We start from the raw sequence: 8,126 nt of genomic DNA, 5'->3' as shown, positions 1-8,126 counted from the left end.
AGCGCGCCCAGCGCAACGGCGTCATTCTGCGCGCGTGAGCCGGCAAGAAATGCCGGCAGCGAGGATTCAATCTGTTTAATGGTGGAAAAGGCCGCCTCGGTCAGTTGCCGGTCCTGCTCGTTCGATATGTCGTTGTTCAGATAATACTGGTTCAGTGATTTGATGTTGCTGATAGTTTCATCAATTTTCTTTTCGACTTCGGCCTGCCGCCGGGGCTCAGTGGCGCTCTGATGTCGGTAGAGCCAGATAATGAGGGAGTTACTGCCGTCTGTCAGCTTTCCCAGGTCCAGAAGGGAAGCAACGGTGTTTTCCTGCACATACTGAAAGCGGGACTGGAAACCGCCAGCGACCACGACGGCCACGATGACCATCGCGACCAGCGCAGCGGAGAGAAGTGAAAAGGTGAGCAGCAATCGCTGTGTGATCGTCATCTGTTACTCCTGCCATTGTAAATGACTTATAATTTATAAAATCTGAAATAATGAAAACTTTCAGCATACATATCGGCAGAAAAGCAGGGAACGTTATTTCAAATAAGGGATATCGACGCAATGAGGTAATTAAAAAAGGTCTGCATCTGACACAAAACAGATACTTTGAAGTCGATCGCCGTAAGGGCGAGAAGCGGACTCTCTTACTCATCTCCTTAACATGGTATGAATTAAGAAGCTGAGGTGTTTTGGCAAAAAATCATGTCTGGCAATGTCTGCATCAGAAAATTATAAGGAGTCGTGTTCCCTTCTGTGCGTACACGTATCATGACGTCCGCTCCTGGCACAAAGCGGACAGAGGGTCCGCCCTCGTCCGTCAGGAACCAGAAGCGTACATAATTGGGTTAATTTCAAAAACTTTTCTAAACCCTGCTCACAATCAATAATGAACCAGCCCGCCATCTACCGCATACTGGCTGCCGGTAACATATGATGCGTCATCGGACAACAGGAAAAGTGCAACTGCAGCAGCCTCTTCTGCTGTTCCTGCGCGCCCCAGAGGAACCTGGCTTACCACAAAATCTTCAAACTGCTGACGCGACTCCTCTGGCATAAAGTGCCTGAAGTTGGTTTCAATTGGACCCGGCACCAAAGTATTGGCGCGGATACCGCGTTCAGCCAGCGCAGAACTCCAGCTTTTGACCATAGCGATAACGGCACCTTTGGTCGCTGCATACAGGCTCGTCATCGCCGCACCTTCATATACAGAGGAGGAAGAAGTCACCAGAACAGATGCGCCTGAATTAAACGATTCAGAGAGAGCTGCCAGCTGTAGCATCGGGCCGCGCACATTAGCGTTCATCATACGATTGAAAGAATCTGCCGTTACAGATTCCGGAGAGCCTACCTCAGCAAAGCCAGCATTAAGCCATAATCCATCAAGTAAACCCCAGCCGCGAATAGCCTCTCCCAACTCATTTATGTCAGCTTCGCTGGCAGCATCACTTTTTAAAATAAGCGATTCTGCAGGAAGCAGGCTGCGAGCACGCTCCAGCCTTTCTTCATTAAGCCCAGTAATGGCTACATAGCCACCTTCAGTGACAATACGCTGAGCGCCTGCGAGCCCCATGCCACTGGTGCCGCCCGTAATTAGTATCCGCTTACCCTGAAATCTGCCCACACTTACTCCCTTTATCTGGCTTTGGTATCAGCATTTACCTTACTTAAAAAAGTCACTATTCGTCATCTGTTGCATTACGTAATAATGGGCACAGCTGGATTGCTGCCTGAACGTCCGCTTCTGGCACAAAACGGACATCGACTCCGTCCCGGGGCTGGGATATGCCGCAAGAGCGCGTTACCCGCACACAGAGTTCATCAGGCAGTCATCTGATAAAGAAAAAGGTTCAGATTTCATAACGCCCTGTTTCTAAGAGCATCACATTTCCCGGCCCCTCGTTCTCTGATCCTACATCCCAGCCTTGCTATTAAACGGACAACCCAGGGCCAAATCAGGACAAAAGACGGCGAGCGTATAGAACCTATCAACGCTCTCTGCTATTCATGACGTTAAAATACGTCTGTTGAGGAGAAAAGATGAACTTTTATCGCAGTAAAGCATTTACCGGCTCTAAAGCCTGGGATGCTTTACACATTGCCAGCTTCGATAATATCAGCGTGAAACTTCACTGGACCGATCAGCCTTATAAATGGCATATCAATGACGGACAGGAGGTTTTTGCTGTCATGGATGGGTATGTTGAGATGCAATACAAAGAAAACGGTGAAATCAAAAGCAGACAACTTAAATCGGGTGATATTTTCTATGCCAGCGAAGGGACAGAACATATTGCGCGTCCGAAAGGTGTCGCCCGCGTGCTGGTCATTGAAAAAGAGGGTTCCGTTTAATAAAGATCTGCTCCGTTAACCGGTAAAGCCTGATCTCAGTCTCTGCTTTGGCTATCCGAATCCCCGCAGGCAAGGTGTTAGCATCTGAGCAAATCAGACCTGTTATTTATCTCGTTATGGCGGAAACGATGCCGGATTTACTGCATCGTCTCTGCCAGTAAGGCCGCCTGAACAGCAGGGCGCGTATTGATCGCTGCCCTGTAAGCCCCCAGCGCAGACCAGCGATCCAGTTCAATAGTGAAGTACTTACACCAGCCAGTACGGTAAAAAGGTAAGCATCTGCAACGCTGAATGATGCCCCCATCAGATACGTTTTATCCGCCAGCACCTCCTGCAGATAGTCGAATCGTTTAAAGAGCTTCTCACGAAAAATTGCCAGAACAGCGTCTTGAAGTGCCGTATCGAACAAGAGCGCGGACCCCGCGTGAATTTCGCTGCTGATGAAGTTCAGCCACTCCTGCAACCGAACCCGCTGCCAGCTTCCTGCTGGTGGTGCCAGCCCGCTTTGTGGCGTCAGATCGGCAATCGCCGGCCCTTCAGTCAGTTTCTGTCCATCATCCAGCTCCAGCGCAGCGACATAGCCTTTAGTGTTAATGAGGCGAAAATCGCGACCGTCAGCGGTGAGTTTGCTCCTGTTGTTGACTCTGCTCAGTTCAAACTCCATTGCCAGCTCGCGCAGCACGATGTGAGGTGAAAGCGAGCAGGTATCCGGGGCGTAGTAAAGTTTCATCGGTTCTCCGTTAAGAGTGAGTGCTGTTCCTCGACATACTATGTTTAACCTGAATGCTGCTATAAAATTAATGATTCATAAATCAACTATTAGCCAAGCTACTGATAAAGATGACGAATCTTGTTCACTGGCGCCTGATGTTGGCCGTGGCCGACGTCCGAAACATCTCACGTTCCGCTGAAGAGACAGGCATGACCCAGTCCGCTGCCAGCCAGGCGATTGCCCAGCTGGAGTCGTTACTCGGGTTCCCGGTGTTTGTGCGTGAGCGTCGGCACATCGGTGTCACCGCGCTGGGTGAACAGGTGATTGAACATGCGCGAACAATGCTGATGCAGCTTAATGCGATCCGTGAGCTTGCTGATGAAAGTCGGGGGTTACAGGGCGGTCGTATCCGGCTTGCCAGCTTTCCTTCAGTGACGGCCACTTTTCTGCCGGCCCTGCTACGGAATGTCAGGCGTCTCTATCCGGACATGGAGGTTGTGGTGCTTGAAGGAACAGACGAGGAAGTTGAGGAGTGGCTCGCAGCGGACACCATTGAGCTGGGGGTGGTGATGAATTCCGCGCCCGGACGTGCTGATGTGATATTAGGTCGGGACGCATGGGTCGCGGTGATGCCAGTCAGCTACCCGCAGTCTGGCGCAAAAGGGATAACGTTGCAGGCACTGGCAGACCAGCTCTTTGTTCTTGCAACAGGCGGGTGTGTGATAAATGGCAAAAGCCTGATCGAACAGGCGGGATTCCAGTTCTCCGATGTGCGCATAAAAGTTCGCGACTGGATCAGCGCCTGTATGCTGGTACGTGAGGGCATGGGGGTTGCGCTGGTACCGGAATCAGCCCTGCCGGCAGAACGGCGCGGCCTGTCTGTGGTGCCGATAACCCCTTCGATACATCACGAGTTCGGGCTGGTTTGTTCGCTCTCCGGAAATGCATCTCAGGCCGCTCAGACCCTTCTTAAAAGGCTTAAAGGACAGTGATGTGCGGCTGATGACTGGCGGGCTGAGAAAACCGTCGCCAGCCTGCCAGATTCATAAAACCTCAGGCCGCGCGCACCTGCGGCATCGCAATGTCTGCGCTGATACGTGCGCCGTCGGCATCAAACACCATGCAGTGGTGCGGATGGAAGCTGGGACGCAGCGTCTGATAAGGGCGGAAATGCACATCGCCCGGCAGCAGTATCTTAAAGCCATCGTGGCCGTGGCTCTGACCAAACAGATAAGTATTGTTGCCAAGCCGTTCCACGACCTCGCAGTGGAAGTCGATATTCTGAGGCGCATCGCCGTTGATCTGCAACTGTTCCGGCCGGATACCCAGGGTGATCTCATCTCCTGGCTGAAGCTGGCGGATGGGTGAGGGGAGTTGCAGCCGGTGTTCGCCGTCGTTGATCAGGGCGACCAGCCCACCAGGGCCACACTGCTCCACGCGCGCGGGCAGGAAGTTCATCTTCGGCGAGCCGATAAAACCCGCTACGAAGCGGTTGATCGGGTTGTAGTAGAGTTCCATCGGCGAACCGACCTGCTCCACCTTGCCGTAGTTCATCACCACAATCTTGTCGGCCAGTGTCATCGCTTCCGTCTGATCGTGCGTCACATAAACCATGGTGGTTTTTAGCTCCTGATGAAGCTTAGCAATGTGTAGCCGCATATCGACGCGCAGCTCTGCATCCAGGTTCGATAATGGTTCATCAAACATAAATACCCGGGGATTACGCACGATGGCGCGACCAATGGCGACACGCTGACGCTGTCCGCCGGAAAGCTGTTTAGGTTTGCGGTCCAGCAACTGTGCCAGCTGCAGTGTCTTCGCCACCATTTCTACCTGATGCTGAATCTGCACTTTTGGTAGCCCGTTTACTTTCAGTCCGTAGCCAATATTCTCCGCTACCGTCATATGGGGATAGAGCGCGTAAGACTGAAACACCATCGCCACCCCACGATGCGAAGGTGCCACATCATTCATCACCTCATCGCCAATCAGAATCTCACCGTCACTGATCTCTTCCAGACCGGCAATCAACCGCAGCAGTGTGGATTTTCCGCAGCCTGATGGACCCACAAAGACTGCAAACTCACCGGCCTCAATGTCGAGTGCGATATTTTTCAGCGTTTCTGTTTTACCAAAGCGTTTGGTGACATTTCTCAATCTGATGCTGGACATGATGAACCTCTTGGCAAGGAATTTGGCGGCTAAAATGTAGGACGTATAACAATCAGTAAGTTTCCACGTCAGCCCTGATGGTGCCTGCGTTGACTATAACGTTCCATCAGGGCACGCCCTATCGCTGTTTTTGATTTCTGTAATACCGATCACACATTGGTGCGAACGGGCTGGAGCACGTCACGCATTCCGCGTAGCGTATGGCACAAATACGATACGTTATTCACGTTTCATATGACTGATGAATCCCTTTTCAGCATGTGTCTGAAAAAAGAACAACAGCAAATGACAGCTAGAAATGTCATACCTTCACACGAGGCCGGTAATGAAAATCAAAATCAGCGTTACGCTACTCCTGTCAGCCATGATGCTTAATCAATCCGTCTGGGCCGCTCAGCAACTCACCGTCTGGGAAGACATTAAAAAATCAGACGGTATCAAAACGGCGATCGCCGATTTTCAGAAACAGTACGGCATTGAAGTGAAAGTGCAGGAGATGCCTTTTGCTCAGCAGATCGAGAAACTGCGTCTGGATGGTCCGGCAGGTATCGGCCCGGATGTGCTGGTGATCCCCAACGACCAGCTCGGCAGTGCGGTGGTGCAGGGCTTGCTGGCTCCGCTGAAAATCGATGCGGCAGAGCAGAGCGCTTATACGCCTTCGGCAATGGCCGCGTTCACACAGAATAACGTGGTCTACGGCGTTCCTAAGGCGGTTGAAACCCTGGTGCTGATCTACAACAAAGATCTGCTGCCCGCGCCGCTGAAAACCCTGGATGAGTATCGCGCGTTCTCGCAGAAGCAGCGCGAGTCAAAACAGTATGGCCTGCTGGCGAAGTTCGACCAGATTTACTACAGCTGGGGCGTGATGGCACCAATGGGGTCTTACATTTTTGGTAAAGACGCAAAAGGCGTGATTAACACTCAGGATATCGGGCTGAATACCCCAGGCAGCGTGGAGGCGGTGACGTACCTTAAGCGCTTCTTCAGCGAAGGATTGCTGCCTGGCGGCATCATGGGCGACAACGGCCTTAACGCTATCGACTCGCTGTTTACCGAGAAGAAAGCGGCGGCGGTGATCAACGGGCCGTGGGCGTTTCAGCCTTACCAGGCGGCCGGGATCAACTACGGCGTGGCACCCCTGCCGCTACTGCCAAACGGCAAGCCGATGAGCTCCTTCCTGGGCGTTAAAGGCTATGTGGTATCCACCTGGAGCAAAGATCAGGCGCTGGCACAGAAGTTCCTTACCTTTATCAACCGGCCGCAGTATGTAAAAGCGCGCTATCAGAAAACCCAGGAGATCCCACCGGTTACTGCGCTGATGAACGATCCGATTATCAAAGATGATGAGAAAGCCAACGCAGTGGCAGTACAGGCGGCGCGAGCCTCAGCCATGCCAGGCGTGCCGGAGATGCAGGAAGTGTGGGGTCCGGCCAATGCGGCGCTGGAGCTGAGCGTTTCCGGCAAGCAGGAGCCAAAAGCCGCACTGGATAACGCGGTGAAACAGATCACCATGCAGATTGAAGCGATGCAGGCCAGCAACCAGTAATGCCGGTTCACGGGATAACCGTACAGGATAAGGATCAGAATGTGGCTATATCTTCCGATGAACATCTGGTGACCGCTAAGCGTCAGCGTCGTCATGCGACGACCGGTGTGTTGCTGGCACTGCTGCCTGGCTTCGGCCAGTTTTATCACCGCCAGTGGGCGAAAGGCCTGTGCTTTCTGATTCTGCTCAGCAGTTTCACCGGCGTCTTCTACGATTTTCTGCGTGAGGGATTCTGGGGGCTATACACGCTGGGGGAATCGGTGCCGCGCGATAACTCCATTTTCCTGCTGGCGGAGGGAATTATCAGCGTGCTGATCGCCGCCTTCGGCGTGGCTGTCTGGGGATTGTCGGTGCGAGATGCCTGGGTCAATGGCGTTAAGCGCGACAAGAGGCAACCGCTTAACAGCGTGCGTCAGCAGTATCAGCTGCTGCTGCGCGACGGCTTCCCCTACCTGATGATTTCGCCGGGCTTTATTCTGCTGGTATTCGTGGTGGTGTTTCCGATTCTGTTTGGTTTTGCCATCGCCTTTACCAACTACAACCTCTATCACACGCCGCCGGCGAAGCTGGTGGACTGGGTAGGATTTAGAAACTTCATCAATATTTTCACGCTGTCGATCTGGCGCTCCACCTTCTTCGATGTGCTGCAGTGGACGGTTGTCTGGACGCTGCTGGCGACCACGCTGCAGTGCACCGTCGGCGTGATGCTGGCGATTCTGGTCAATCAGAAAGACCTGCGCTTTAAACCGCTGATCCGTACCATCTTTATCCTGCCGTGGGCGGTGCCGGGTTTTGTCACCATTCTGGTGTTTGCCGGAATGTTCAACGATAGCTTTGGGGTGATCAACAACGCGATTCTCGACTTCTTTGGCATCGCACCGAAAGCCTGGCTGACCGATCCGTTCTGGACCAAAACCGCGCTGATTATGATGCAGACCTGGCTCGGCTTCCCGTTTGTCTTTGCAATGACGACCGGGGTGCTTCAGGCGATCCCGGAAGACCTCTATGAGGCGGCAATCATGGATGGCGCCAGCGCCTGGACGCGGCTGAAAACCATCACGCTGCCGCTGGTGCTCTACGCCATTGCGCCAATCATCATTACGCAATACACCTTTAACTTTAACAATTTCAACATCATTTATCTGTTTAATAACGGCGGTCCGGCGGTGGCGGGATCGAATGCCGGAGGCACCGATATTCTGGTGTCATGGATCTACAAGCTCACCATGTCGTCGTCGCAATATGCCATTGCCGCCACGATCACCATTCTGCTGTCGATTTTGGTGGTAGGTCTGGCGCTGTGGCAGTTCCGCGCGACCCGGTCGTTTAAACAAGATGAGATGGCGTAAGGGAGCAG

7 protein-coding genes and 1 pseudogene are annotated in these 8,126 nt (G+C 52.9%); 4 read left to right on the top strand and 4 right to left on the bottom strand.

Annotated elements, in window-relative coordinates:
* Both QSK07_RS14090 and QSK07_RS14085 read right to left on the bottom strand, forming a co-directional pair.
* On the bottom strand, nucleotides 1-431 hold a 431-nt coding region (locus QSK07_RS14090; protein WP_285721475.1), incomplete at its 3' end, for a Tar ligand binding domain-containing protein.
* Between the two features lie 439 nt (nucleotides 432-870).
* Entirely contained in the window at nucleotides 871-1,611 is a 741-nt protein-coding gene (locus QSK07_RS14085) for an SDR family oxidoreductase (protein WP_285721476.1), read from the bottom strand.
* 416 nt (nucleotides 1,612-2,027) lie between these two features.
* On the opposite strand from QSK07_RS14085, the gene QSK07_RS14080 reads away from it, so the two are divergent.
* Nucleotides 2,028-2,339 (top strand): cupin domain-containing protein, encoded by a 312-nt coding sequence (locus QSK07_RS14080; RefSeq protein ID WP_098050226.1) that lies wholly within the window; start codon nucleotides 2,028-2,030, stop codon nucleotides 2,337-2,339.
* Nucleotides 2,340-2,476: 137 nt separating this feature from the next.
* Here the strand turns inward: QSK07_RS14080 and QSK07_RS14075 are convergent.
* Nucleotides 2,477-3,069 (bottom strand): annotated as a pseudogene (locus QSK07_RS14075) (glutathione binding-like protein).
* A 110-nt stretch (nucleotides 3,070-3,179) separates the two neighbouring features.
* Between QSK07_RS14075 and QSK07_RS14070 the strand changes: the two are divergent.
* On the top strand, nucleotides 3,180-4,043 hold the full coding sequence (locus QSK07_RS14070; protein ID WP_285721477.1) for a LysR family transcriptional regulator: 864 nt from the start codon (nucleotides 3,180-3,182) through the stop codon (nucleotides 4,041-4,043).
* A 61-nt stretch (nucleotides 4,044-4,104) separates the two neighbouring features.
* On the opposite strand, the gene QSK07_RS14065 is transcribed toward QSK07_RS14070, so the two are convergent.
* Nucleotides 4,105-5,223 carry an ABC transporter ATP-binding protein gene (locus QSK07_RS14065; RefSeq protein WP_285721478.1) on the bottom strand — a complete coding sequence of 373 codons (1,119 nt, stop codon included), beginning with the start codon at nucleotides 5,221-5,223 and terminating at the stop codon, nucleotides 4,105-4,107.
* Nucleotides 5,224-5,548: 325 nt separating this feature from the next.
* Here QSK07_RS14065 and QSK07_RS14060 point away from each other — a divergent pair, with 325 nt between their 5' ends.
* Entirely contained in the window at nucleotides 5,549-6,769 is a 1,221-nt protein-coding gene (locus QSK07_RS14060; protein ID WP_285721479.1) for an extracellular solute-binding protein, read from the top strand.
* Entirely contained in the window at nucleotides 6,769-8,118 is a 1,350-nt protein-coding gene (locus tag QSK07_RS14055; RefSeq protein WP_502921711.1) for a carbohydrate ABC transporter permease, read from the top strand. The genes QSK07_RS14060 and QSK07_RS14055 overlap by 1 nt, the downstream gene beginning before the upstream one ends.
* The last annotated feature ends 8 nt before the right edge of the window (nucleotides 8,119-8,126 follow it).

It is taken from the genome of Pantoea sp. QMID4 (assembly GCF_030270445.1).
In the GTDB taxonomy this organism is placed as follows: domain Bacteria; phylum Pseudomonadota; class Gammaproteobacteria; order Enterobacterales; family Enterobacteriaceae; genus Pantoea; species Pantoea vagans.
The sequence above is the reverse complement of the archived record's forward strand: the minus strand, read 5'-3'. Positions and strand labels throughout refer to the sequence as shown.